Source organism: bacterium (assembly GCA_037143175.1).
Taxonomy (GTDB): Bacteria; Verrucomicrobiota; Kiritimatiellia; order CAIKKV01; family CAITUY01; genus JAABPW01.
In genome coordinates, this window is sequence record JBAWZF010000002.1 from 56186 (window position 1) to 81243 (window position 25058).

Consider the following 25058-nt stretch of genomic DNA (forward strand, 5'->3'; position numbering starts at 1 on the left):
GCGTCGATGAATGGTCTGTTACGGAATCACATACCACATAACGCTGAAGAAGTGGCAGAGGCTTCCGGCAAAGACGAAGGCATGCCAGATGGCGTGGTTGAACGGAATACGACGGCCCAGATAAAAAGCCGTACCGGCCGTGTAGAATAATCCGCCGGCAACCAACCACACCAGGCCCCCCATCGGCAGATTCTGATAGAGGGGCCTGATTGCCACCACGACCATCCAACCCATGCCGACATACACGAGGGTCGAAAGCAACTTGAAGCGACCGGCGAAAAAGATCTTAAACACCACCCCCACCAGCGCCAATCCCCAAACGACCCCAAACAAAGACCACCCCCAGGGCCCTCTCAGGGAGATAAGAAGGAAAGGGGTATAGGTTCCGGCAATCAGCAAATAAATAGCGGAGTGGTCAATGACTTTCAGGACAGCCTTGGCCCGCGGCCAGGGAAAACTATGATAGAGCGTCGAAGCCGCAAACATAAGAACCATCGTTGTCCCGTACAAGGAACACGACACCACATGCCAGGCCGTCCCCCGCAATGCGGCAAAAACCACCATCACCACCAAGGCCGCCACGGCCAGCAAAAGCCCGATCCCATGGGTGACACTACTGGCAATTTCTTCGCTTAACGAATAGGTTGGTTTAGTTGGCTCCACAATCATTTCCCAAGATAGCAGATCACCTTCTGTTTGACGGTGTCGGCATGAAGATTCAATCGAAAGCCCCCGGGAAGATCCGTGCCATCCACGACTCGCAGAGCTGACTCCAATGCGGCGGCTTCTGGAAGAAGCGTCGAAAGCCGGTTGGGAAGCGTCAATAGAATCTCCTGATTCAACGCATGCCCTTTTTTGTCGGGGGAGACCGCGAAATAAAGCATGTTTAACTCCACCAGATCATTAAAGAAGTGGGTCCCGAGAGAAACATCAGGCACCAGTCCCTCGTGCATGACGGCAATCTCGCAAATAACGGAGGCGGAATTGATCTCCGCAAAGGAAACCGGAATTCCCAGGGACGGCGTAGAGGTGGCCCAGCGGCCCGGCCCGGCCATCATCACCACCGGCGCGGCGCCGGCAAGTTTCAGTCGGTTCAACTTCCCGATCGTGCGCGCCACAGTATATCTCGCGCTTTCACTCATTTTTCCGTAGACCGCAGGTACCACATATATCAGTCGATCCACGAAAATGGATGAGCTGTGACCAATAACCGGCCCAGCGCTTTCCATGAGCAGATCCTGCTTTCGCACGGAGGAGGGCGCCTTCATTCTGGCAGACTCGCCCGTCATACGAACCTGAAACGGCCGGCACTGAACCAAATTGATCCGGTAGTCCCCGTTGAGCATAAAGTTCGTTGTGAATTCGATATCCACGGGATACGCATAGGCTTCTTGAAGCTTGCTGAGAATCTCCCGCATGGTGGTGACAAAGGTCGTGTCATTAATGAGTTTCCGGAAAGTCAGGTGTCGGTAATCAGACGAGGCGGCCGGAGTCTTTTCGGCAAATAGATCCAGCGACAAAGATTCCTGAGGAATCCCCGAAATCACCGAATTAAATTCCTTTGCAGTCAACTTGTTCTGGGGCAGATCCAAAATATCCACCTCGCGCTGGCTGAACCGGATCGCATCGGTGCCGCCTCCCTCCGGCTGTTTGTCCGGGGCATTCAGGGCAATCAGGCGGGTGTAGTCGCTACTGATCCGGTCCACCGCGCGGGTTCCAAGTCCAAACACAAGCCTCAACATTCCGGCTTCGGGGTCAATATCCTCGTTCCACACATAAGGATTAAACGAGAACCCGACACCGGCAATCTGAGGAAAATAGTTGTCGCCGTATAAAGCACCTGACACCCGCTGGATCAAGAGAGACATCTGCTCGTCCTGATCGAGAAGCCCGCGCTGCATACGATACGCAAGGGCCTCCTGGCTAAGCGTACTGGCATAGACATGACGGACCGCCGCCATGAAGGCTTCCAACCGCTGTTCGGGAGTTCCCTGGTTGGCACAAAAAACCGTTTCGTATTTCCCAGAGAAGGCGTTCCCATAACTATCCTCAAGCAATGAACTGGAGCGCACGATGATCGGCGATTGACCGAAATAATCCAGCATTTCAACAAATTGACGCCGGATGTGATCGGGGAAGGCGCCCGACAGCAGGCGCTGCTGCCGCTCCTCATGACGCTCATGGGAAACCAGAGCATCCTCAACTTTTCGTTTTAATTCCCAACAGCCATTCTGGACGAGATAAGTGTAATAGACATCGGCGCCAATAAAAAAGGAGTCGTGTGGCTCGAGTTTCTCGTACAAGTGTGGCGCCTTCTTTCGGAGGATCGCCCGGGCCAACAGCATCCCGAGGGATTTTCCCCCAATCAGACCGGTTCCAATCATCCGCTGAATGATGGCCATAAGATCCGGAAGCTCAAAATAGCGACAGATCAGCGGCATGAATTTTTCATCGCGCGTAATGGCACTTCGCAGAAGGCGTTGAAACGATTCCTGAATGTCCTGCACCGGGGCACCCCCGACTTTCATCGCCTCGATGGTCTTCTGGGCACGGGCCAGATTTTTCATCCAGATGCCGGGCCGGGTGGCAGAGAAGTCCAGCCAAGGCTGCGAGATACCTGCCAGGATTTCCGAAATGGTGGTACTGGAGGTGACCGGCAGGCAGTTATCGTCCTCCGTCCATTCATGCAACATATACAAGGTGGGCGAGTAGCGCCGATCCACCTTGAGCGGCTGAATAAAAAAACGGTCCCGGTTGCGATAGACATCCAAAACAAGCTGCGCAGTCTGGTGAATGCTTTCAGAGGCGTGGAAAGAATGGTGGTATCGGAAAAGTGCGAAATAGGCGATCGTATCGAGCTTGAAAAGGAACGGACAGGTGATCATAAAGAAATTACCGAGCATCCGATCGCTATACCAGTCGGCCGCCAGTTCGGAAAGTCCGTCAAAAACATACAAGGCTCCCCGCCCCTTGTTTTCAATGACATTTAAGATCTTGCCCACAAAATGTTCAAATCCTGCTTCCGGCTCAACATTGTGAATCTCGACCCCCGGGGTTTCAGGAATAAGCTGGCGATGGCTCGCGAACCGGAAATAGACAAGCGGTGCCCCAGTGGTTAATCCATACTCAACAAAGCGCTCAACCAAAGGTCGATAATCCTCAATGTCATCGACCTGCCACACAACATTGTCGCCCGCCGCCAGATTTTTCAGGGTCGCATCAAGTGAAGGAATCCCCGTACTGAAAGAAGGCAGGGCCGCATCGTTTTTGTTCTTGAGTAGATTAGCCATACGTATAAGTGAAGATTACTCCGGTTATACATCGATTTCACGCAAAATCCAGAGCAGACGCATCTAATGACATTCCCGTGGCTGAAAACATGTGGGCAAAGGCTTGTTTTGGAGTGCGGCGGCTTGACGCCGCTTTGTAAAGGCACGGCTTGACGCGCCTCATAGGGTGTGTCCCGTCAAGCCGGGCCACAGGAAAGCGGCGTCAAGCCGCCGCACTCCAAATCCATGTCACCAATTGGCGCCAATAATGTCAGAAAAATGAGAAATTAGATGCGTCGGCCCTGGCAAAATCCTTTCCAGAGAAAGGTTAAAGTGTTATGTTATGTACTCTACAGGGTTACTATCGAATATGTTGCGCTAAGATCATAGGATGAAGAAAAATGAAAATTTCGACTAAGGGAAGATACGGGCTCAGAATTCTGCTAGACCTTGCTGCGCACCAGAAAAAGGGGCCTGTAAATTTAGGCGACATCTCCAGACGGCAGGGGATTTCTGAAAAATATCTCTGGCAGGTGATCAATCTTGCCAAGGCGGCGGGCCTCATCAACTCAGCCCGCGGGCCAAAAGGTGGCTACACCGTGGCCAAGCCAGCCGATAAAATCAGCCTGCTGGATATCATCTCGGCCCTGGAAGGCCCTATTGTTCTGGTTGACTGTCTGGACAAAGCTGGAAGTTGCGACCGGAGCTCTTCATGTGTTACCAGGGAAGTCTGGGGTCAAATCGAAGATAACATGAAACAGACCATGTCCAAGATCACCCTCCAGGATCTGGTCGACAAACAGGAAGCCAGAGCAACAGGCCAAGCATCCAGCTACGATATCTAAATGAAAAGCATCATAATATCCTGCTTGATTTTCACCAGTATGGCATTGTTAGCTGCGGAGAAGATCCCTATGGAAAAGGTAATTAAAACGGACGCAGAATGGAAAAAACAACTGACGGCCGAGCAGTACCGCGTCACCCGCAATAAGGGAACTGAACCCCCTTTCTGCAGTCGGCTAACAGATCAGGCGGAGCCCGGTGTCTATGCCTGCGTCTGTTGCGACCTACCCCTTTTCAGTTCAGATTCCAAATTCCATTCCGGCACCGGTTGGCCGAGTTTCTTTCAGCCCATCTCCCCTGAAAACATAATCGAGCATAAGGATACATCGTTGGGGATGACGCGTACTGAAATCCTCTGCGCCCGATGCGATGCCCATCTCGGCCACGTCTTTAACGATGGCCCCAAGCCGACAGGGCTTCGCTACTGCCTGAATGCAGCAGCACTGGTGTTTAGGAAAAAGCGTGAAGAGTGAAACGTGAAGCGTGAGGCGTGAAACGTCCAAAGTTGGGAGCCCAAGATTTTGGACGTTCTGACTTTGGACTTATTATTACTCTGATTTCAGCTTCGTAATAAGCGCCGGAGGTTGCGGCGGCTTCTTGGCTTCTGTTCGAGCCATAGGGGTAACCGGACAGCAACAGCAGGGATCGGTAGTTTCGGCGGAAGAAATCGAGCGGGGCGGAGCGGGAGGAGGCGTGCGATCCTTGGGAGGAGGTACAAAACCCTGCTCATCAGATCCGTCACCGGCGGCCAAAGCCGTTCCCATGCACAACGTTGCAGCGATCATAGGAATCACATACTTCAAATTCTTCAACGTCTTACTCTTCATATTGCCTCCTGTTACAATTACCATATTATCATGCCAAAAGCTGACCAAAAACAACAGCTAATTTTGATTACTTAAACCCTTTATTCGACGCGCCTCCAACGGAAGCCTCTCCCTCCGCCGCCTCATAAGACCGCAGGATATCGCCGCGGGTATACCGCTGAAAAAGCACCTTGCTGCTGGCGGGATAGTAAGGGAGAACATCCGAGTATCCAGGCACTACAATCTCAACAACCGGGAAATTGATCTTGGGATCCGTGAAATCAATCACAAAACAATCCTTCCCCAGTTTTGCAAAGATGGTTTTAGCCTTCTCAATGTCCTGCATGCAGTCGTCAAACTCCTCCCCCTTCTCAAAAGGCACGACGTCACCCTCTTTCAAGAATTCAGCAGTAACATGGGGCACAAACCCGAACATAAACGCAGAAAGGTAATTATCCCCCCCATCCGCGATACATTTGAGGGCGCGCAAGTCATATTTCAAGACCCGCTCCTGATCCTCCTTAGCCCCTGTGATAAACTCATTGATCATACGGCCCTGGGTATATTCAGTGAACACACGGATCAACGCATCTTCCAAGTTAAATCCAGCCCCCACCTTGAAGAAATGATGGAACTGATAATTTACCGGGATATTCGGATCCCAGAAATAGGCACCAATACAAGGCATCTCCCCACCAAACGACAAATCTTTGAGATAGATCTCAATCCCTTTACCCTTTAAAAACGCAATCTGGTCCCGGATCACAGGATGCCCGATGGTCTCCATGTCAATTGTCGGCATGATGAGTTTTTGCTTGAGCACTGTGATATGAACCCGGCGCTCAAAAATCTCATTGGTCGCATGAACAATCGCCTCTTCTCTCCGGTTGCCCGCGGCCATACCGTTGGGCCCGCCAATCCGCCTCAGGAATTCAATTGGAAGTTTGACCGTTTTCCCCGTCATCAACGAATAACCGTCCACCCAATGCATGGCAGTATCAGTGCGCTTGATCTTCTCAACCACTTCCTTTGAAACGGCAATATGCGCAATAAACTCTTCTATCCCCACCGCGTTCGGAATGGTTTTCTGATGTCCCACCATATAGCCCGGAAGCTCACCTGTTTCCTTAGCGGCAACCCACTCCGCACACTCCGCCAGGGCGCCAGCTTTCGCCTGCAAAGCCGTGATCCCCTTGCCCATGGAGCGAAATTCAAGCTCATCGATGTACAGAGCGGACCAGTAAAGACGATCCGATACCTTGGTCTCAAAAAGCCGATATTCGTGCATCCCCCAGATGGCTGCTTCCAGCCTTTTCACGGTATCTTCAATCGGCACACAACGTCCAAACGCAATCTTTTTACAGCTTTCCAATTTCATATTACGGTGTCATCCCCTAACCGGAAACAAAACAAAGAGTTTGAACAGAAGATCACGAAGATCACAAAGAGGATTTGTATTACCCGCCTGCGGCGGAAAAACCTTAACCCCTGCCCGCAATGCTACGCCCACCCGCAGCACTACGCGCAGCGTTGTGGGCGGGCATAGCGTTGCAGGCGGGCTTCGCGGTCTTAGTGTGCTTCTGTTCAAATTAAATTCTCCTCCGAATCCTAACCAAACCTCGCTTGATTAAACTCCTATGGCGTAAGGAAATCATCGATTTCACACCCTGCCCTCATCCCCTCTTCAATACACTGGACCACAGCGGCACCACCATTGATAAGGCCTCCGCCGGCGTAGACGCCGGATAGTCCGCACGAAAGCGATGCACCCCCCCGGGTTTTTACCAATCCCTTCTCGCTGAATTGGCATCCCTCGAGCGCCTCAACAAGGGATTTTTCGATGCCAAGCCCCATGGCCTCAATGACCATTCCCGTCTCCATCAAATATTCAGTGCCCGGCACCTTGTCTGGCCCAACCACCTGATTCATGCGGACATAGAGCCCGGAGACTTTGCCACCAGCCTCCAAAGCATAGCCCATCGGGCGGGTCTGGGTCATGAAATTTACACCTTCCGTCCGGAACCAGGAATCCGGCATATGCCAATGCATTTCTGAAAGCGCTCCAGCATAAACAATCGTCAATTCGCGGGCTCCTAACTCGCGAGCCACCATCGCGCAATCCATGGCACAATCACCGCCCGCCAATAGAATCACTTTCGAGGGCACCTTCTCTATTTCGCCTGCGCGCGCTTTTTGCAGAAAGGTCACCCCATCCAAGACGCCCTCCGGGCGGCCCAGCGATCGTTCACCCCAAACCCCTGCCGCTAAAAACACGGCGTCGTGGTCGCGCCGCAATTCTTCAAGCGCAAGCTCCTTCCCCAATTCACACCCAAATTTCAGTGTCAATCGAGCCTCTCTGAGTGCGGGTTGCAAAATGGCCTCAACCTCAGCTGCAGCCCCGGTGAACCGACTTGAACGAATGAGCCGCTCGGGCGTTCCGCCCAATCGGGAGCCCCGCTCAAACACCACAACCTGATGGCCCCGCTCCAGCAAAATTACCGCACAAGCGATACCAGCAGGCCCGCCCCCCACGATAGCAATGCGCTTCCCGGTATCTGCCTGAGGCACGCGAACCCCCGTGAGTCCATTATGGCGGGCATCCCAACAGACCGCATACTGAATATCGTGAATAGGAATCGGATTCCCCGCCAGGGTATTGGTCACGCAGGGTCCCTCGCACAGCCTGCCAACCGGGCACAAATGGGAACACATCTCCGGCAGCACATTGGTCTTGCGAATGATTTCATAGGCCTTCCCGATATCGTCATCCGCGAAAGCCTTGAGAAAGGCCGGGACGTCAATCCGCGTCGGACACCCGGCCCGACAGGGGGCGGGCTCACAGGCAAGGCACCGACGTGCTTCATCCCTCAAATTATCCAAGGCAAAATGCCGGCGACTCCGGTACTCCTCCCCATAGATTGCACCATCCATGATCGGGCATCCCGCCGTCCCCCCATCCTTGACCAACTGAATACAGGCAGAACACGTAATGCAACACTTGTCAGGCTCCATCCGCCCAGTCCGGAGCAGATCCCCCGCAAGGGCGGGATAAGCCAAAGCAGCACGCCCGACTCCAATCAGCGCCGCGCCGCGCTGGCGCACGATGCCCGCCGCAACATTCGGCAGAAAATGTCGAAACCAACTCACCCCCCCGCCCACCACCGGGATTGAAGGCACAGCCTGCTGAATGATCTGCGTCATTTCTGCCAGACGTGCAAACTGCTCCATGGGAGACTTCCCATCCTCCGCCCGGCTGCCCGAAAGTTTGCCATCCGAAATGTTGAGCAATTGCGCGCCCGCATCCCGTACGGCCCGAGCCACCCTAACCGACTCGGATGCATCCGGATCAGCCCCATTAGAGGCATTCAACCGGGAGGCCAACAGAAAGGGTTCACCGAGTGCCTCCCGAAGTTTCCGGGTTGTCTCACACAGAAACCGTGTCCGGTTCTCGAAGGAACCGCCATAGCGGCCCGGCCGTTTGTATGCGGACAAGAGTTCCGCGACCAGATCGCCATGGCACGCCTTCACATCCACCCCATCAAAGCCAGCCTCCTTCGCCAGGCACCCGGCGGCCACATACGTCTCCTGAAGCCGATCCAGAGTCTCATCCGAGTCTATTCGACCCGCATGGGAGAGTTGGAGAATCAGCACCACATCATGCCCCCAGCGGTCCCGGCCAGCCTGCTTGATGTCCCGGCCCCATTCGGCAAAGGTTTTGACATTTCCCGGATTTAGCCACAGTTGGCGGGGATTAGAGCGGCACAGCCCATCCACGGCGGTGGCCTCAATCCAAATCAACCCGAAGCCACCCTCGGCATAACGGCGATATCGCCGGAGAGTCAGTTCCCCGGGCACTCCGCTGGCACCGGCATCACAGCCCTCCATGGGCTGGACACAAAGCCGGTTGGGAATTGTACATCCGCCCACCATAACCGGCTCACCCAGCACCGAAGTATCACGAGACACCGGCAAGTCGAAATTCTGGTGCCGCGCTTCGCAACACAATTCATCCAATGTCTTCACAAGAAATGGTTCAAGGTTGGGTGGTTTCATTGACCTTTCCTGCAGCTGCAAGATAAATGACAAACTCATCTTTTCCATCAACCCCGATCAGGGTATCCATGCGGACCTGATTATACCCCATGACCGCACACACTCCGCCATGAATGGATTCTGCGGCAAGATAAAGATTCTGGCACACATGCCCGACGTCAATGGCCACTAGTTTCTCGGCGATACAACCGTAATGCCATTCGGTCCGATAGGGAATAGCCGCCCATACAAACACAACCGCCGCGTTACCCATGAACGCCTGCCCATAACAGGCATCCGTAACCCGCTTCCCCAGGGCAGCCTCGTTCCGGACAACCAACAACTGATGTTCCAGGGGCAGATAGCGGTACAGTCCCGGTTTCACACCGTTGACCCGGTTGATGATCAGGTAGGTTTCAAATGGGTGCCTCGCCCCACCCGACGGCACCGTCCTGAATTGCGCCACACTCTTTCCCTGGCTATCGCGGTCAATCCGCGAAATTCCCTGCGATGCCCACAGGAGATAACTCAATTCCTCGAGACTGAACGAATCTTCTGAATACTCGCGTCGGCTCCGCCGGTCCCGGATGGCGTCAATTACCCGCATCCCGCCAACGGTAAATTTCTCCGGCTTGACCAGATCCAGCAGTTTGGCGTCCACCGGACAGGACTTCTGAATCGGGGGCGCTTCGAGCCCCCTGCGGTCATCCGTGTCGACCCGCCAATCGAACATGGTTCCCCGAAGAAAAACCCTTCGCTGCGCAGTGGACATTTCATTCGCACCCCGGATCGACTCCGGCACCGGTGGAGCCGCCAGGGAAGGATACCCACCACCCAAGGTGCACACCAATAAAAAAAAATATCCAAAGGATTTCATCATAATATGAGCGAAGCACATTGGAGGGCGAACCTCGTGTGAGCCGCGTTCAAATCATGCGCATGGATCGCGGAAATCATTACACAAATACCGATCACTCCACGCATTATGCACACCCTTTGCTCCCTGGCTCACACAAGGTTCGCCCTCCAACGCGCTCCGCACCTTCCACTTTCTTTTCCTCAACAACTATTTCTTTTTCGCGGGCTTGGCGGGCTCATAGGTCTCTGCCCCGGGTTCCTTGATCTCGGAGAGCAGCCGTTTGACGATATCAACGGACTTTAATCCCTCGGAGTCAGCGGCAAAGTTAGTCAGAATGCGATGCCGTAATACCGGCATGGCGGCACTACGGATATCATTACAACTCACATGAATACGCCCTTCCAACACAGCACGCGCCTTGGCCGCTAACACCAAAAACTGTCCGGCGCGTGGCCCCGCTCCGGTAGACACGTACTTCTTGGTGAGTTCCGGAGCCATCGAGTCGCCGGGCCGGGTAGCTCGTACCAGGTTGACGGCATACCCGATCACATGCTCCGATACGGGAATCTTTCGCACCACTTCCTGAAGATGAATCACGGCATTTTTATCAATCACAACCTGAGGCTCCGCACCCCCTGAAACAGTGGTCCGGGAGATCACCGTGATCTCCTCGTCCCGGGTCGGGTAATCCACGAAAATATTGAACATAAACCGGTCAAGCTGGGCCTCAGGCAACGGATACGTCCCCTCCTGCTCAATCGGATTCTGCGTGGCCAGGACAAAGAAAGGCTTGTCGAGCTTATAGACTTCCTTGCCCACACTGACCTGCTTCTCCTGCATCGCTTCCAGCAAAGCCGCCTGCGTCTTCGGCGGCGTCCGGTTAATTTCATCCGCCAGCAGCATATTGCAGAAAATGGGCCCCTGCATGAACCGGAACTCCTTTTGCTGGGTCACCCGATCAGTCTCCAGCACCTCGGTGCCGGTAATATCGGAAGGCATCAAGTCGGGCGTAAACTGGACGCGCTTGAACTTCATATCCAGAACCTTGGCGATGGTATTAACGGTCAGCGTCTTGGCCAACCCCGGCAAGCCGATCAACAAGGCATGTCCGCCAGCAATGATGCACATCAAAATTTCATTGAGCACATCTTCCTGACCGATAATGACCTTACCCACTTCCTTGCGAATAGCATCCATGGATTGTCGCATCTGCTCAACCAGCTTCAGATCATCTGCCGTCGCCATCATACCGGGCTTAGGCGCATGATCGGAAGCAGGCGCAGGCTTGGGCTCGAGCTTGGCTTCAGGTTTGCTCGGGGCGGGAGCCGGAGTCGGCGCTGGTGCTGCTGCAGGTGCAGCGGGGCGGGCGGGAGCCGGGGCAGGAGCTGGTGGCCGTGCTGGCGCCGGGGGCGGAGCTGCCACAGATCCCGAGCCGTTTTTAAATACGAAAATCGTAGCGCCAATGGACACCACATCATCCTCATGTAATTCCACAACCGTAACCGACTCGCCATTCAAGGTGGTTCCGTTGGCACTATCCAAGTCGGCAAGTTGCCATAGCCCATTTTCACAATACAGCTTGGCATGATGACGCGACACCTCGGTGTCATTCAAGGGAAGATCACAATCCTCCTCACGTCCGATGACAATATCATTCCCCACAAGCTCAATTTCGCGCCCCTTATAATCACCCTGCGTCACAAGTATCCTGGCCATTGCGGTCTCCCTGAAATGCCCCTATCGGGCGGTTTTCTTTTCATCAACAAGTTTTATATCACCCAAATTCTTCACCTGATCCGTCACGCGGACCCTCGACAGCACTTTTGAATAATGGTGCGCGGGCGTGAGTAACTTCATCGCGACGGTAACGGGATAAAGATCCCGCTTCTGAACCACCTGCCACCCCACCCCGACATCTTTCAGCCAGATCAGCTTGAACGTCCGTCGGCTTATCCCTTTAAGCACTTCATAATCCGCGGACACCGTGCCCGGCCCATCCCGATATTGGGTTACCACACAACGGGCGAAGTTACCACGCCCCGTGGTGCCGGCGACCCGATGAATCACCTTCTTATTAAAAAACGGGTCGGAGGCATTCACGATATACGAGATGCTCTGGCGATCCTTTTCAGTCAATGTGTCAGGTTCATAGGTCAGCTCAAGCCCTTCATAAAATTCATCTTCATAAATCACAAAGAGGTCATATTTCGCCATCGGGAGATTCTCAAACAGAAATCCCTGCTGATTCGATCCGGTGATTTGCCCCTCATAAACGAGTTGCGGCTCATCCGGCGGCATGGCCAACACCTGAAGAATGGGTTTTGCCGGCGTGGTGATCACGCCTATGATGCCGCCCGAAGCGGTCGGATCCGGCGGCGTATAAAGCCGATGGCGCTCCTTGAGCGGTTCCGCCCCTGATACCACCCAAGCCATCAACATTACACCCGCCCCAATCTTTACCCATTCCTTCATGCCAAATTCTCCAGAATACTTCGTTTTACTCCCCGCCGCCGAACTGTGTCCGCTTCAGGATCTCTTTGTCGTACTTCGCCACTTCTGCCTCGGGTTCATTCATAAAAACCATGCAGGTTCTGTTCATCTTCAGCGCTTCAGGCAGAAAGTTCGAGGTGTCAATCTGGTCACAATAGGCGCTTAGAATCATGCGAGCCCGCTTGTAGTCTTTTAATGCGATATAGAGCTTCGCCTCCCGCAAAATGTAATCGCCCGTAATTTTGGCCAAAGGGAACGACCTTTCCCATGCCTTCAAGGCTTGGAGCGCTTCCAGATAGTATTCCTGATCAATCAGATTGGCCACATTCTCAGAAGCCGCCACGTCCCGGATGGCGGCCAATTTCCAGGCGGCTACATTGGGCGGAGGTTCGGCATATTCCCCTTTCTTGTCTGACGCTTTAGGGGAGGCTCTTAACCTGTTGAAATCCGCTGACTTCATGGGACCAGAGGGCGTCGATTCGCGAAGCTTCGGCATGACCGCCGGAGCCGCCGCTGCACCCCCCTTGGAACGATTCTGAACATCCCCATAGCGTTGCGTGGCCGCATTGATATTTCGTGCCAGCATTTCCAGGTCGCCCATCCTGATCCGTGCCCATTCCCCCCCCTCAGTGCTGTCTGCCAAAAATGGAGTGATGACCTTGCGAGCTCCCTCCAAATCGCCGAGATAAATCATGCGAATTTCGGCACTCTTCAACTGTAATATCACCGAGCGGACGTGGTTAGGCGCATCTGTACTGAATTCATCCGCCCACCGTATCGCCTCATTTGGATTTCGCGTTTCCATGGAGAAAAGGAACAGATCTTCCACTAGCGCCTTTTTATCCGCATCCAACTTCTTCCTGAAAAAGTCCCAGCGCTTCGTCACGATATATTCAACCAGTGGATTTCTCCCCTGCAGCTCGAGTACGCGGAAAAAGTTATTCCACAAGCTCACATCCCACTTGGCGACAGGATCGCTCTTTTCAGGAAAAGCCTTCAACATGGTAAGACAGGCGGACCGGAAGGCAGACCGGGTCGAGGCGTGCTCGATGCTGCTTTTATCGCTCGAATGCGGGTAAAACACGGTGTGGATCGAGGCCCGCTTTCCATCCGCCTCCGCGACAAGCGTTACCCCGTGAAAATCCCCTCCCTTGAAAAGCCAATTCGGCTCGGCACCTGAAGCCACCGCCCCAGGCGCGTTATCAAAACTCCAACGATACATGGTTCCGGTCGGATTGTTAATCGTCTGCGCCTTAAGAATGCACTGAATCACGGCATCCTCACCATTGAACAAAAACACATTTTCCGGCGACACCGTAAAACTGGCAACCGGACCACCGTCCCGCGACTCAATCGTACGAATTTCACATTCCCCGGATTTGACAACTTCCTGATCCCGGGGAAGGCGACTCTCAAACATGGGGGTTCCGGGATACCTCACATCCGAGGCACGGGCCCCACCCAGCTCCGCAACCGTAGACTTCGGCGTACGCCAGGAAAACATCATCGGTCCCAACGCCCCGCCGTCGTTGTTGTATCCATACAATTCCACCCGGTGAAGGCCGGGCGTCAAATTCAGAGTTTCCCCCACCCCGCCCCGTTTTTCATTTTTCTTGGACAGGCTCAGCAGCTTCCCGTCGATGGCGATATCCATCTGTCCGGCCCGTGATACCGGAGCCACCCATGTCGAGCCGGGATCCGTGACATTCACATAGGACAGCAGATACATCGCTGTACCGCCTGGACGCCAATCCTGCATCGCCAGGAAGAGCTTCTCGTTTTTCCACGTTCCTGCCGACCACCCCTGATTGCCATACTGGACCTTCGCCCCAACGAGGCCGAATTCGCCTAATTGGAGTGCTGCCTTCCGGGCCGACGTTCCATTGATCTCACATAAGATGGCGCCAGGAGTCAGACCAGACTCTGGAGTCCAGCGCTTCAATTGTTTCGCGCCACTTGCATAAATGACTACTGACTGCCCCGCCTTGGGCGCCTGAAACACCAACGCACAACTCGTATCCGGACAATGCCACAGCACACCACTCGTCAAAGGATTTCCCGCCTCGTCAAACACCGTGAGTTCTGGGGCGGGGCCAGGTAAACTGCCGCCATCCGGAATGGTCACAAAATACCCGGCACTGGGCTGGCTGGGAGCGCGAGTCAAATCCAGCACAAACCGGATCGGAGCCTCCTTAACCGCCCACGCACTTGGCGCCGCCGCCCATGCCGGCCCCCCAAGAATAGCCGCCAAAAACCCGCCTGATACAATCGCAATTGCACTCTTAATCATAATCATAATCGTAATCTTAGATTAAAGCATTACAGTGAATCGTTCAGCTTCTTGTAGTATTCCGAAACCAACCCCTTGTACTTTGCTGGCGCCTCGTCCTGGCTTGCCTCAACGATATCGCTCAACATCGAAGTGGAACTGCGTCCGTCAAGATTGGCCGCGCTCCCCTCGCCCAGTTCAGTCTTGGCTTTTTTGAGTTCCCCGATCACTTTCCGCTTCAACTCCGACACCTGAGCGATGGGGGCGCCCTTCGACACGGCGTCCGCCGCCTGGCGCATGTGATGTGCGGCCGACTTCAGAGAATCAGAGCGCAGCCCCTTCAGCGAGGCTTGCGCATAGGCAGTATCGGCCCGTTTCGCCATCATGGCCATATTTCCAGCCTTGGATCCGGCCTCCATTGAATCCATCCGCGTTGTGCCCCCCCCCTGCCCGAAGTCGTCGCCTTTACCAGACCCCAGTTTGCCGCCGCCCGTGGCCTTCGTATCCGCCTCGCCATCGGCTTCCACCTTCCCCGCCTGGGTGGGATCCTGCGTCCGGCGCGCCTCAATTTTATCATCCCCTTTACCAATGGTGCCTGAGCCGGCGGCCGTTTCACCGTTGGCCATGCCCTGGCGCCCGACATTCGACCGGCCATCCTGCTCCTTGTGGTCCGGCGCTTCATTGCCGGACTTCCCTTTGGCTGAAAACGTCGTGGTATCCCCTTCCATGATCGGCCCGCCCATTTCCATGTCCGGAACGGCAGCATTAATAGCCCCGTCAGCATCCTGCTCCTGCTTCTCTTTATCGTCCTTCTGCAAGTCACCAATGATGTCATTCATTTCTGTTTGCAAAGGCGTCAAGGCAACCCCCTCGGGCATCTCCTGCTTATCAGCAGCCTCCACTGTGACTTTGGTTCCATCTGGCGCCTTTTTCAGCCACATCTCAAAGTCATCAATCAGCCCTTTGACTTTCTCCATCTGCTCGGCGAGGTACTCGCGTTTGGCAACCGCTTTTTCCTTCACAGGTCCACCCGCCAATGAACCGGAATCCTCAGCCTGAGTGACCTCTTCAAAGGTGGAAAACACATCCTCAACCAAGTCATTACCAACATTCAGGTGCGCGAAAATATCCAAATCCTTGGGCACTTGAAGTAACGCATCCTTGATATTCTTCTGAATGTCCTCGGCTTCCTCTTCCATCATATCGGTTTTCTTGCCGCTCTTGTCTTTGTTCTCCTCGACCTTATCCATTTCGGCAATCAGCTTCTTTTCCATCGCCACAAGCTTTTCAAGTTTTGTACTCGCATTCTGAAGCGCCTCGATCATTTCCTGATTTTTTTCTTTTTCAGCCTGCGTCTTCACTTCCTCGAATTTCTGCCGCGCAGACAGAAGTTTATTGTAGGCGTTCTGCTCATGCGGCATGGCCTCACGAGGGGCGTTCTTTTCAAGCTGCTCAGCCGCCAGAAGCATGTCGCCCCCGATTTTTCCCTGTTCACAGGTCAAGGCCATGGACTCCAGGAAGGCCGCGTGATCTTTATCCTCCCCTTGTCCTGCCGCCGCTTCTGTCCGGCACGCCTTGATGAACGCACTCACTTCTGAACCCAGGCCATCCTGATCTGCCGTCACGGAAGCCACCACAGCCACACCCTGCTCGGCACATTTTGTTGTGGCTTTGATGATCTTGTCCTGCCTGACGATGATGCCATCCAGCATTCCGATCAGGGACCCGTTCAGATTATTATCCTGCGCCAGTTTCCCGGACTCCTGAGCAAAAGTGAGTTGTCGGAGAATCTTATCTTCCATCGCCAATGCCCGGCTGACCTGCTTCACCTTTTCCGCAGCATCCCTCACGGAAGGCACCCCGCGCAGCGCGGGGATCACCTCGGCCATTTCACCGGCATACAATTTGCGAACCGGCCCAAGCAAATTCCCCAAACACCGACCGCCCCCTTTTTCGAACAGCTGCTTAACAATCCCCCGAATCGTCTCCTGCTGAGCCCCCGCTTCGCTCCATTGGTCTGGAGTGCTCGTATCCAAGACCCCAAGAAGTTGCCGGGTCCGGGCAAGGTTCTCACGCTGAATCTCAATCACCCGGGTTAGATCCGCCGCACCCGATTTATCGAGTTCGTCACGTTTCTTTGCCGCAGCCGACACGTCATCCAACGTAAACACCAGGGTGGGAGAAACGGTCACATTGGGTGTGCCTGTGCGATTATCCTTTGACACGACCCGCAATGTCAGGGTCCCTGTCTCGGAAACCTTCCGGACATCCCCTTTCCAAAGGGTTGTGAAATCCCGGCCTTTGTTGGCCACCCACTTATAGGTCTTGAGTACCTTAACCGGAGCCGTCTTATCCTTGGGGTCAGTAACCCGCTCCACGGTAATTTCACCCAGCCCAAAATCATCAGAAACCGTGAAGTCAATCACGGGCGCGTCACCGGGCAGCAAGGACACCGTTTGCCGCGGAGAATTGATCACGAGCCCCGGGGGGCGATCCGGCTGGAGATTGAAAGCCAACGTGGTTTCTGCCCGGTCTCCATTGGCCGCCACCGCTGCAAGAATAAAGCCAGCACCGTTGGTGACAAGAAGGCTCGTGCCCCAGTCTTTGTCATCCCCCTTGCGTGCCAGGGCCAACGGCGTACCAAGGCCTGAAAGAGTAAGCCCTGTCAGCGGCCCATTGCACTGCACTGCAAGCGCCACTTCCGAGCCCGCAGGAATATCAATCGCCACTGCCTGCGCATTGTATTGTTTCGGAGGCAGAGCCATATAAGAAGGAGGCTCAACCTTTACCGAAATGGAGGAGAACGCCAGCGGGGGACGCAAGGTGATCTTGAACCAATCAGGAGTAAACGCATCGCCTGCACGAAACCGATATTGCATACCGGTGGTCACTTTATAAAAGGTGTTGGAAAACCCTTCCTCGCCACGCCCCGTCAGCGTACCCAGTTTAAACGTCTTCTGCACACCATCCGCTGGCAGAACATCGAGCCACACCTCATGTCCCGACTTGCCTTCAACCTGACACGACACCGTCAGATTTCCGCCCTGCAACAAGGTTGAATTCCCGGGGGCGATACTCAGGATATGCGTCAGGCTTACGGGCGCCATCCGGGAGAACGGATTGGCAATGCGCCACATCGCCACCGGCCAGGCCTTTCCCACCAAAGCACATGGGATTAAGGCCAGCAAGAGTGCGCCCGCAAGCGCAAACTGCGCCCGGCGCAGGGTTCGCCGATCCTTCATCGTCTGAAAATCCAGTCCGCTCCAAAACGGAATATCCATTTTGACATACGCCGCCATAAAGGAATCCTTCAGGCTGGAAGCGGAAAACAGTAGATAATTGATTAAATGATTATCCAGTTGGGGAAATGCACGCTCCACACTCACCGCCACGGCCTCGGGCGTATGGCGCCGGGACAGAGCCCGAGCAACCCGTCCAGCCAAAACACCCGCCAGGATCACCAGCAGACTCCAGGCGGCCACGCGCCCAACCCGTTGGTAACGGAGCAGCAGGTCTGACAAGGCCAAGCCCTCCAGCAGAAACAGCAGTACTGAAATACCGACAGTCAGGCGGACTTCCGCGCCCCATCGATTCAGCATCCTGCCGATTTTCTCAAGCTGTCCAATTAATGTTGAGGGAGCCATAAAGATCCTCCTGAACGCCGCTAGTCATTATCATCAGAGCCAGGCTTGGTCGCCCCTTTTGTCACGGTGCATTTTCCCGGCAGCTTCACCACCTTGACGTTGGTGAGATAGAAGTCACCCACGTAGTCTGTGCCTCCCGGAACAAATAACATGACCGTTACATATTTGACTTTTTTCAGATGGCTATACGCAAGTTCTGAAATCTGCTCATGAGGAAAGACCACCGTCACTGTTTTCCAGGATGCCCCGCTTGTACTGGTGGCATCGCCCTTATAGATGCGCCTCATATCCTCAATCTTCGGGGCTTCGCCCGCGGCGATCCCCGGCCGCCAATTGTAACCCAGAAACAACATCCGCACCTCTCCCACATCGGCATAGAGATCGAAGGTACATTTGTATCTATCTCCGGGCTCATACTTCATCAGCGGGGTTTCCACTTTCGATTCAATCGACCTGGGCACCTTCATTTTTAATACATTCCTCCGCCCCTTGTATTCAGGCAGATAAGACGCATAGGTATGGTTGTCGGTATATTTGGAATTACCCATCCATGCATAATTAACATTCCACCCCTCAATCGGGTTGGTTTTGCAATTGAATGAGCCGTTGGGACACAAGTTTGACTCCGCCAGTACGGGCAAAGAGGCCAGTCCCATTATGCCACACAACATCACGCCGCCTATCCATTTCATTCGAGTCATTTTATCCTCCCTGCCAAAACGGACCTTATGTCAGATTGCGCAATTTTCTAATGATCCATTCTACCGCAATCAGGGCTATTAGACCACTAATGATCGCCCAATGCTGCCATAACGATTTATATTCAGAAATCTCCTGCTCCAACTTCTTCGGCTGGAGGGAGGCCAAGGCCCGGTCCATCTCATCTACAGTCTCAAAAAACGTCCCGCCACTGTTCGCCGTGATAGCCTTCAACGTTTCGAGGGCGGGCGGCCGCGGAATCGATTCGGGGGTAAACGGTTTGATCGCAAAGGAAACCGGATCGGATTCGAGCCGCCGCCCCCCGGCCTCGGACGCCGCCAGGACGACAAACATCCCCGCCGTTTCCCCCTTAAACTTGACACTGTACGAGGGAACCGTCTTTCCTTCCAAAACCTGCTCCAGTTGACTGGTCATCGTAAAGGGAATTTTCCGCTTGTCCGGCAGGGTGATCTCCGCTTTCACAACCATTCCAACAAGCGGTTTTTCTGCGCCGGTCCACCGGGCCGTAATCTCAACCGTTTCCCCCAGGAAACATTGCTCCCGATCGACAAACACATCCCAATCCTTCCCTTCGATTTTCTCCGCCTTCGGCGACAGCCAGGAAATCAACTGATACCAGAAACGCGGGTAGGGATTGTTTTTCAAGGCATCCGGGCTCAGTTGCCATTTCCAAAGCGAGTCGGAGAAAATGGCGACCACCTTACCTTGCCCGAAATCCTGGGCCAAAATCATCGGTTGCATCCCTGTAGAGGTCTTACCCTCGACGAGCACCCGCGCCGCCGGCGAGGGAACCACACCCGGGAAGATCGAAAGAACCGGCGGCACCTTGTCCCAAAATGCGGCATCCCCGGCGAAGGCGGCATGCGAACGCCCCTGTTCAGTCAAACCTACGGCAAATTCACCTTCCTGCGCTTTTTCCGAATACTGCCTGGCAGGCAACAACGCTTTCAGCGGCGTCTTAGAGAATCCCGATTCACCCCACGCCTTGCTTCCGCCCAGCAAAATCAAGCTCCCACCCGTTTCTACAAATTTCAGCAGCGCCTTGGCTCGGCCCTCTCCGAGCTCTTCAGCGTCGAGATTACCCAGAATCACAATCTTAAACATCGCCAACTGTGACTCCTGCATATCCGGAGCGACATCCCCTTTGACGCCAAAGGTCATAAACTTGCCCTTCGGCCCTCTCAGGAAAATAGCGGGGCTGACCTGTTTGCTCTCCCGGAGAACACGGGAGAGATACTTGGATTCCCAGCGGGGCGTCCCCTCGACATACATCAGGCGGTTTTTGGTATCCTGCGCCTGCACGGCCACCGCGCTTTCATTATCATTGGTTTGCGCCTCTTTCATCAGAGGCGGCAGGAATACACGGTAGGTACTGGTCCCCACAGCCGAATGATCCAGGGGGAATACGACTTCACGGGTTCCCCCGCCCGCCGGAATCTGGGTCTCCAGTTGCTGCAGCAGCGCGCCATCCTTGAACAACTGAACGGGTATCGGACGGCCCTGGGTCCCCTGTCCCGAGATCACGGCTTTCAATTCCGACTGCCAGCCCACCGTGACACGGCGCGGTGTGCTGACCGTCTCAACCCGGACATCAGGTTCCTCTTCCCAGACGGCATCCTTTTCCAGCGGTAATGAAAAGATAGGGAAATGCCTTTTTTCCACAGCCCAATCCGTGAATGCCTCACGCGTATCCAGCCCATCGCTTAACAACAAACACCCGGTCACATCCAGACCCGCATAACGGCCCACCAGTTTTTTCAGGGCATCACGAAGCAGTGTTGAGGTTCCGTCAGGCGGCAGACGCGCAGCCTCCTCGAGTGTCAACTTCGCACTCACCTCGTCTGAGAAGGAGTAGCAATCAATATCGCACTTCTCCGCCATGGCGGCCGACCACGGCCGCCGAAGAGCCTCCTGCGCCACCTGCCAGCGGTTCGTGGCGTCCTTTACGGGCGTCATGGTCATACTCCGGGATTTGTCGACAAGGACAAGAAACCTGGATCTTTGCTGGAGCGTCTGAACCGTTCGCTCGCCGGGCATAAACAGGCACCAACCCAGCAAAATTAAGAAAAGCGCCCTCAACGCGATAAGCGGCGCCAGCGCCCAATTTCGCTTCACGTAAAGCCAGTAGCCAGCGACACTGACCACCAGGGCCAAGGTGACCCCAATGCAAATCGCCGCAGCTGGCACGGTATGTTCGTAAATGATCACGCTTCCTTATCCTTCACTTTCCCGGAGGGTGCGATACTCAGCGAATCCGTCAACTTTGACCCTTTCCGCAGGAGAAAATTGGCATAAAATGATTCCAGGATCGCCACCAGCAAGGCCAGCCACAACAACGGCTCATCCAACGTCTTGCCCACGCGGAAATCATCAATTTTCTTCATCAGCTCTTCCCTGCTGGTCGCAACCTGCATGGTTTTCAACCCCAGAATCGCGGGGATATCCTCCTGCTTGACCGGCGTGAGGTCGGACTCCGCTCGCGGCATATTAATCGCCAGCGCAGGAACTTCGCCCGGCGCCCCGGGCCGGCTCAAGCGATACAGTCCCGGCAGCGTGAGACCTTCCGCATACGACACCGTCTCACCCTCCACCACGGCACTTCGCAGGGAGATCGGCTTTCCATCCGGGCCTTTGAGAACGGAATCGCGCGTGGCCTCCGGCAAATACTCCTCCATGGAAAGACTGTCTGTCGCCCACAAGTATGAAACGCCAGCACCGACGCCGGCAGCATACTGGATGAGTTGGTGCGCCAACGGCAGAAAGAAGGGGGATAGCGGAAAATCGCTCCACGAGCGGTCCGCCGACACGGTGAACAACATCGTCTCTCCCCGCCCGCTGGGGCGGGAAATCAGGAAGGGATACCCCGCTCCCGTCGAGATCAGGATCTCGGCTTTCTCCTTTATGGTCTCACACTTCAACTGGCGCTTGATCGCAACGCTCGGAGAAATACCCCCCTCTTTGAGGCCCCACACCACCGGATGCTGCGGCTTGTCCCAATTCAACAAACGCTTCCGATCCACCAGCGGAACATCAATGATGGCGGACGGGGTTGCTGGCAGGCAGGTCCAGGCACCATAGTCCGACACGGCGCCACCGTCCCCGGCGAACACCACCAACATACCCCCTGCAGCAACATAGCGTTCGAGTAATTTGATCTCCTGTCCGGCCAACAACATGGCGTTACACAGGAAAACACAGGCATAGCCTGACAGCGATTCCCCTGCCAGTCTATCAGGCGTAATGGTCTTTACCTCGATGGTCGAGATACCGCCGGGGGCCGTTCCCAGGGCGGCACGCAGATACAGGGCGTTATCCTGTGACCCCACACACAACGCCGGTAACTTTTCACGGGAGCGGATCAGAAAGTAAAATGCATTATCCACAGCCAGACTATCATCCGGGGTCTCGACCCGCATCGTATGAACACCGGGGCCCAGCGGCGGAACCATAAACTTCGCTTCATTCGCCTCGCCATCGCCCAGCGTAACTGACCGCCGGCCCAATTCCTTATCATCCGCAAAGAGGGAAGCTGCTGTTTCCTGCCGGGGGCCCGTGCGCAGGAATCGTACCGTCACCTGGCAGGGGGTTTCCGCGGTAATCAGCTTGGGCTCCACCTCAACGTCAACCGTCGCAACATTCTCCGGGAGGGGCGCCCCCAGCAGCGTCACGAAACACGTGGTATTATCTTTTACCTTAGCGGGATCCCAGACCCCCTCTTTGGCTCCAGCAGGCGAGGCACCGGGCGCATTCGTGCCCACCGCCTCGGCTTGCGCCTTTTGGAATCGAGTCCAGGGAAGCAACTGGTGGTCGGAAATAATATGGATTTCCCGCTCGGCCCGGCTCACATCCTGATCCATGACGCCGAGCGCCGCTAAAGTCGCAGGACAGAGCTGAGAGGAGCCCAGGGGCATCGGGAGCGCCCTGAGTCGTGCGGCAGTCTCCTCTTTTTTACTCGTTAATTGCTCGCAAATGGGCGTCACCTGATCGCCAGCCAAATACACGCAAAACCGGTCTTTTTCAGCAAGCCCCTCAATGATCGAGGCGGCCAGATCCGTGGCCTGATTCCAGACTAACTGACGCCCCATCTTGTAGTCCATGCTGTAGGATCCATCGATCACAATGGCGACATCCCGGGCGGCACGGCCCAGAAGATTCCCGAAATCCTTGGTACGGACCATAGGCATGGCGAAGGCAAGCGTAAGCAGGGCCATCAACAACGTGCGCAGGAACCAGAGTAGGAAATTCTCCATTTTAATGCGCCGCGACGAACGCTTTTCAGCCAGCTTCAGGAAGCGGATCGTGCTGAACGGCATACGTACCGTCCGGCTGGACTGGATCATGTGCAGCACGAGCGGAATGAGCACCGCCGCCCCGAACGCCAGGAATATGGGATTAAGGAAGGAAATCATATAACGTTATTTCGGTAATCTCCGCCGCTCTTCCAGATACGCCCTCACATACGTCTCAACCGGCTGATCTGTCCGCACCAGACGGTAATCCACCTTCATTCCCTCACAGGTGGTTCGGTAAAGTTCTAAAAAGGCACCAAACTCCTTCTGATAATCTTTCACCAGGGCGCGGGGATCCACCGTAATACGCTCCCCGGTTTCCATATCCTCAAACTCAAATCCCTGCTTGAGCGACAGGTCGATTTCCACGGGATCCAGCACATGGAGTACGATCACGTCATGCAGCCGCTTACGGAAATGGGCGATCGCCAACGTGACCTCTTTTTCGTTATCCAGCAGGTCTGAAATCAAGATCACCAGTGCCCGCTTATGAATCGAGGCAGCAATCTGATGAAGCGCTTCTGCCATATTGGTGGTGGAGGCCGGCTCCACTCCCTGCAACCGCTTAAGCATATTATGAAGGTGGTTTAAGGAGTTACGGGGCTCTACCTCCATGTCAATCTTATCCGAAAATACGAACATCCCCACGGAGTCACGAGCCTTGACGACCACGTAGCCCAGGGCTGCCGCCAGACGACAGGCAAAATCAAATTTCCGGACACCCGCGCTGCCGTACCCCATGGAGTTACTGCGATCCAGAATGATATACACGCGGAGATTGGTTTCGTCCTCGTACCGCTTGATGTAATAACGATCAGTACGGCTCAATACCTTCCAGTCGATGTGCTTGGGATCATCCCCCACCCCGTACGCCTTATGGTCGGCAAATTCCGAACTGGCGCCTTTCAGAGGACTCCGGTGCGCACCCGACAGGTTGCCTTCCACGACATAACGGGAGAGGAGCACGATCCGGCTGAGCTTATGCATTTCCTCGGAATTCAGGAATGCTTTAATCCCCTCCTCCTGAGGCTCCTTGGGCGCAAGATTTACCAGGGGTTTAGAGTGTTTAGCCATAATCGTCAGGTCTCAGTTTTCATCGTCCGTGATCACGCTCTGCGGCGGAACCGATGGAGCGGCGGGCACCGCCGGCTCCGCGCTTTGCTTATAGATTCCCAACTTATCACGCGCCTCATCCGCAGCCTTATCCCGCTTGGCAATTTCATCCAGAAGATACCTTGCCCAGCCATCTTTACCTCGCTCGGCAATAATGGCGTCCTCATTTTTCAATAGGTCCTCGTCACGCTTGGAAACGTTCACCGCCTCTTTGCCGCCTGTGAAGGAATACACAATTCCGGACGAATCCCGCTCATAATGCATTTCCTTACCCACTTTAGGCGCCAGAAGATCCTTGTACCGCACCACTACCGGATTAAGGACCATCACGCGCTTCACAGGATCCGCGCTCTGGATGACCCCTGTAACCGCAACAGCATCGCCTACTCCCGACGCAGGCGCCTCTTTCAGGGTTGCCAGTGACATACTCTTCATAACTTTCAGCTTAACCATCATGCCGGAACTCGGTTCCCGGGTGGTTAGCTCGATAAACGGATTACCACCAGACTCGCCCTGCTCCAGGTTCACGATGCGCAGATACCGGAAAAAATGCTGTTTGCCCAGAGCATCATCCAGAATCATTTTGCGTGCTGACGGAGTTTTCGCCTCCGATAGATCGCGGGCAAACTCATTCCCGCTGGGAGTGCCTCCCAGGGAGATGTGGGCAACCAGGAACAGGCCTGCCACCGCCAGGCCCAACCTGCGGCCTGAACATTCCGGCATG

The 25058-nt window shown here is 54.8% G+C and carries 17 protein-coding genes and 1 pseudogene; 2 read left to right on the plus strand and 16 right to left on the minus strand.

The genetic code is table 11. The annotated features are described in order from the left end of the window. Positions 1 to 18: 18 nt before the first annotated feature. Positions 19 to 663: a hemolysin III family protein gene (locus tag WCI03_01290; protein ID MEI8138482.1), complete on the minus strand. Its 645-nt coding sequence runs from the start codon at positions 661 to 663 to the stop codon at positions 19 to 21. Positions 664 to 665: 2 nt separating this feature from the next. Further along, the gene (locus WCI03_01295; protein MEI8138483.1) at positions 666 to 3290 is read right to left on the minus strand and encodes a PEP/pyruvate-binding domain-containing protein; all 2625 of its coding nucleotides are present in this window, start codon (positions 3288 to 3290) and stop codon (positions 666 to 668) included. Positions 3291 to 3670: 380 nt separating this feature from the next. Here WCI03_01295 and WCI03_01300 point away from each other — a divergent pair, with 380 nt between their 5' ends. Beyond that, on the plus strand, positions 3671 to 4114 hold the full coding sequence (locus tag WCI03_01300) for an Rrf2 family transcriptional regulator (GenBank protein MEI8138484.1): 444 nt from the start codon (positions 3671 to 3673) through the stop codon (positions 4112 to 4114). A 69-nt stretch (positions 4115 to 4183) separates the two neighbouring features. Next, entirely contained in the window at positions 4184 to 4585 is a 402-nt protein-coding gene (gene msrB, locus WCI03_01305) for a peptide-methionine (R)-S-oxide reductase MsrB (protein MEI8138485.1), read from the plus strand. A 75-nt stretch (positions 4586 to 4660) separates the two neighbouring features. Here msrB and WCI03_01310 read toward each other — a convergent pair whose 3' ends face one another. The 14 genes and pseudogenes from WCI03_01310 to WCI03_01375 form a co-directional block, all read right to left on the minus strand. Next, the gene (locus tag WCI03_01310) at positions 4661 to 4939 is read right to left on the minus strand and encodes a hypothetical protein (GenBank protein MEI8138486.1); all 279 of its coding nucleotides are present in this window, start codon (positions 4937 to 4939) and stop codon (positions 4661 to 4663) included. Between the two features lie 67 nt (positions 4940 to 5006). Further along, positions 5007 to 6296 (minus strand): YcaO-like family protein, encoded by a 1290-nt coding sequence (locus WCI03_01315; GenBank protein MEI8138487.1) that lies wholly within the window; start codon positions 6294 to 6296, stop codon positions 5007 to 5009. Positions 6297 to 6553: 257 nt separating this feature from the next. Next, positions 6554 to 8971: an FAD-dependent oxidoreductase gene (locus WCI03_01320; protein MEI8138488.1), complete on the minus strand. Its 2418-nt coding sequence runs from the start codon at positions 8969 to 8971 to the stop codon at positions 6554 to 6556. After that, complete coding sequence (locus WCI03_01325; GenBank protein MEI8138489.1) at positions 8952 to 9830, minus strand: SagB/ThcOx family dehydrogenase; 879 nt, start codon at positions 9828 to 9830, stop codon at positions 8952 to 8954. Before WCI03_01325 ends, WCI03_01320 begins: the two co-directional genes overlap by 20 nt. Positions 9831 to 10016: 186 nt before the next feature. Then, positions 10017 to 11057, minus strand: coding sequence for a MoxR family ATPase (locus WCI03_01330; GenBank protein MEI8138490.1), 1041 nt, complete (start codon positions 11055 to 11057; stop codon positions 10017 to 10019). 201 nt (positions 11058 to 11258) lie between these two features. Beyond that, positions 11259 to 11525: pseudogene (locus WCI03_01335) on the minus strand (FHA domain-containing protein). A gap of 21 nt (positions 11526 to 11546) precedes the next feature. Next, on the minus strand, positions 11547 to 12281 hold the full coding sequence (locus WCI03_01340; GenBank protein MEI8138491.1) for a hypothetical protein: 735 nt from the start codon (positions 12279 to 12281) through the stop codon (positions 11547 to 11549). Positions 12282 to 12306: 25 nt separating this feature from the next. Next, positions 12307 to 14589: a hypothetical protein gene (locus tag WCI03_01345; protein MEI8138492.1), complete on the minus strand. Its 2283-nt coding sequence runs from the start codon at positions 14587 to 14589 to the stop codon at positions 12307 to 12309. Positions 14590 to 14618: 29 nt separating this feature from the next. Beyond that, on the minus strand, positions 14619 to 18212 hold the full coding sequence (locus tag WCI03_01350) for a hypothetical protein (protein ID MEI8138493.1): 3594 nt from the start codon (positions 18210 to 18212) through the stop codon (positions 14619 to 14621). Positions 18213 to 18232: 20 nt separating this feature from the next. Continuing rightward, positions 18233 to 18913, minus strand: coding sequence for a hypothetical protein (locus tag WCI03_01355; protein ID MEI8138494.1), 681 nt, complete (start codon positions 18911 to 18913; stop codon positions 18233 to 18235). A gap of 25 nt (positions 18914 to 18938) precedes the next feature. Beyond that, positions 18939 to 21140, minus strand: coding sequence for a glutamine amidotransferase (locus tag WCI03_01360; protein ID MEI8138495.1), 2202 nt, complete (start codon positions 21138 to 21140; stop codon positions 18939 to 18941). Further along, positions 21137 to 23341 carry a BatA domain-containing protein gene (locus WCI03_01365; protein MEI8138496.1) on the minus strand — a complete coding sequence of 735 codons (2205 nt, stop codon included), beginning with the start codon at positions 23339 to 23341 and terminating at the stop codon, positions 21137 to 21139. The genes WCI03_01360 and WCI03_01365 overlap by 4 nt, the downstream gene beginning before the upstream one ends. Before the next feature lie 6 nt (positions 23342 to 23347). Next, a complete protein-coding gene (locus tag WCI03_01370; GenBank protein ID MEI8138497.1) occupies positions 23348 to 24295 on the minus strand; it encodes a DUF58 domain-containing protein in 948 nt (315 codons plus the stop codon). A gap of 12 nt (positions 24296 to 24307) precedes the next feature. Then, positions 24308 to 25057 carry a hypothetical protein gene (locus WCI03_01375; GenBank protein MEI8138498.1) on the minus strand — a complete coding sequence of 250 codons (750 nt, stop codon included), beginning with the start codon at positions 25055 to 25057 and terminating at the stop codon, positions 24308 to 24310. Position 25058: the final 1 nt, after the last annotated feature.

What these genes read in the sequence shown, in the direction of transcription:
- WCI03_01295 (MEI8138483.1), bottom strand. Translation starts at nt 3,290, where the DNA reads ATGGCTAATCTACTCAAGAACAAAAACGATGCGGCCCTGCCTTCTTTC.
- WCI03_01300 (MEI8138484.1), top strand. Translation starts at nt 3,671, where the DNA reads ATGAAAATTTCGACTAAGGGAAGATACGGGCTCAGAATTCTGCTAGAC.
- msrB (MEI8138485.1), top strand. Translation starts at nt 4,184, where the DNA reads ATGGAAAAGGTAATTAAAACGGACGCAGAATGGAAAAAACAACTGACG.
- WCI03_01310 (MEI8138486.1), bottom strand. Translation starts at nt 4,939, where the DNA reads ATGAAGAGTAAGACGTTGAAGAATTTGAAGTATGTGATTCCTATGATC.
- WCI03_01315 (MEI8138487.1), bottom strand. Translation starts at nt 6,296, where the DNA reads ATGAAATTGGAAAGCTGTAAAAAGATTGCGTTTGGACGTTGTGTGCCG.
- WCI03_01320 (MEI8138488.1), bottom strand. Translation starts at nt 8,971, where the DNA reads ATGAAACCACCCAACCTTGAACCATTTCTTGTGAAGACATTGGATGAA.
- WCI03_01325 (MEI8138489.1), bottom strand. Translation starts at nt 9,830, where the DNA reads ATGATGAAATCCTTTGGATATTTTTTTTTATTGGTGTGCACCTTGGGT.
- WCI03_01330 (MEI8138490.1), bottom strand. Translation starts at nt 11,057, where the DNA reads ATGATGGCGACGGCAGATGATCTGAAGCTGGTTGAGCAGATGCGACAA.
- WCI03_01340 (MEI8138491.1), bottom strand. Translation starts at nt 12,281, where the DNA reads ATGAAGGAATGGGTAAAGATTGGGGCGGGTGTAATGTTGATGGCTTGG.
- WCI03_01345 (MEI8138492.1), bottom strand. Translation starts at nt 14,589, where the DNA reads ATGATTAAGAGTGCAATTGCGATTGTATCAGGCGGGTTTTTGGCGGCT.
- WCI03_01350 (MEI8138493.1), bottom strand. Translation starts at nt 18,212, where the DNA reads ATGGCTCCCTCAACATTAATTGGACAGCTTGAGAAAATCGGCAGGATG.
- WCI03_01355 (MEI8138494.1), bottom strand. Translation starts at nt 18,913, where the DNA reads ATGACTCGAATGAAATGGATAGGCGGCGTGATGTTGTGTGGCATAATG.
- WCI03_01365 (MEI8138496.1), bottom strand. Translation starts at nt 23,341, where the DNA reads ATGATTTCCTTCCTTAATCCCATATTCCTGGCGTTCGGGGCGGCGGTG.
- WCI03_01370 (MEI8138497.1), bottom strand. Translation starts at nt 24,295, where the DNA reads ATGGCTAAACACTCTAAACCCCTGGTAAATCTTGCGCCCAAGGAGCCT.
- WCI03_01375 (MEI8138498.1), bottom strand. Translation starts at nt 25,057, where the DNA reads ATGCCGGAATGTTCAGGCCGCAGGTTGGGCCTGGCGGTGGCAGGCCTG.